The following is an 877-nucleotide window of genomic DNA, read 5'->3' on the forward strand; positions in this document are numbered from 1 at the left end:
CATACTCCCAGAACATGCGCGCCCTTGCGGTGCCGCTCCACGATCCAGTCCCGCAGCCGCGCCTCCTTGGCGTCGGCCGGGTCGGTCACCGCGGGCACGACCACCACATCGGGCTCGGGGACCACTCCCCTGTCCACCTCGGCCAACGTGTGGTCGGGCAGGAGATGGGCCCCGCCGGACAGCGGGGAGACGCGGCGCTCGGCTGCCACGGTGTAGACGAACAACTTCTCCGACTCGGCGAACACCTGGTACGGCGCCATCACGTCGGTGGCCACGGACCCCTCGTTGCTGACCACCACGGCCACCGTGATCCGGCCGGTCGGCACGGCCCGCGCGGTCGGCCACGCACTCGCGTCCGACGCGGCAGGTGCGGGCGCGAAACTGTCCGCCATCGACGTGCTCACCCCTGCGAAGGCGATCCCGGCGAACGACGCCACCGACAGCACCGTGCCCGTGAGCACCCAGCCCGCCCGGCGGACCGCCCGGCGTCCCCTGTTCAATCTTGACACGATATACCTCCATAAAACGGTCGATCGATGGCGGTGCGGCACACGCAACCGCCCCCATGGGGAGAACAAGAAAGGAAGTGGCCGAGGGAAGGCGTCAGGAGCCGTTCCCGGCGGGCGTTTCAGCTGGCAGGGCGCAACTGCGTGCGGAGCCGGGACGGCGGAATGCCGAAGCTCTCGGTGACCAGACGGCGCAACTGCCGTGCGTCACGGAAGCCGCAACGGGCAGCGACCGTCTCCACCGTCAGGTCGGTGTCCGTCAGCAAGGCCCGGGCCCGTTCCAGGCGCAGCCGACGCTGGTAGGCCAGCGGAGTGATCCCCGTGGCCGTGGTGAAGGCCCGCGTCAGACCACGCGGCGACAGATGGGCAAC

General features: G+C 70.2%; 1 protein-coding gene and 1 pseudogene. Both read right to left on the bottom strand.

Annotated features, from left to right (window positions below; genetic code table 11):
- Positions 1–500: pseudogene (locus IE107_RS34500) on the bottom strand (hypothetical protein); the annotation flags it as partial.
- Positions 501–628: 128 nt separating this feature from the next.
- Positions 629–877, bottom strand: a 249-nt coding sequence (locus IE107_RS34505; RefSeq protein WP_229867489.1) for a helix-turn-helix domain-containing protein, incomplete at its 5' end; no start/stop codon positions are given.

Source organism: Streptomyces gelaticus, from assembly GCF_014649535.1.
GTDB classification, from domain to species: Bacteria; Actinomycetota; Actinomycetes; order Streptomycetales; family Streptomycetaceae; genus Streptomyces; species Streptomyces gelaticus.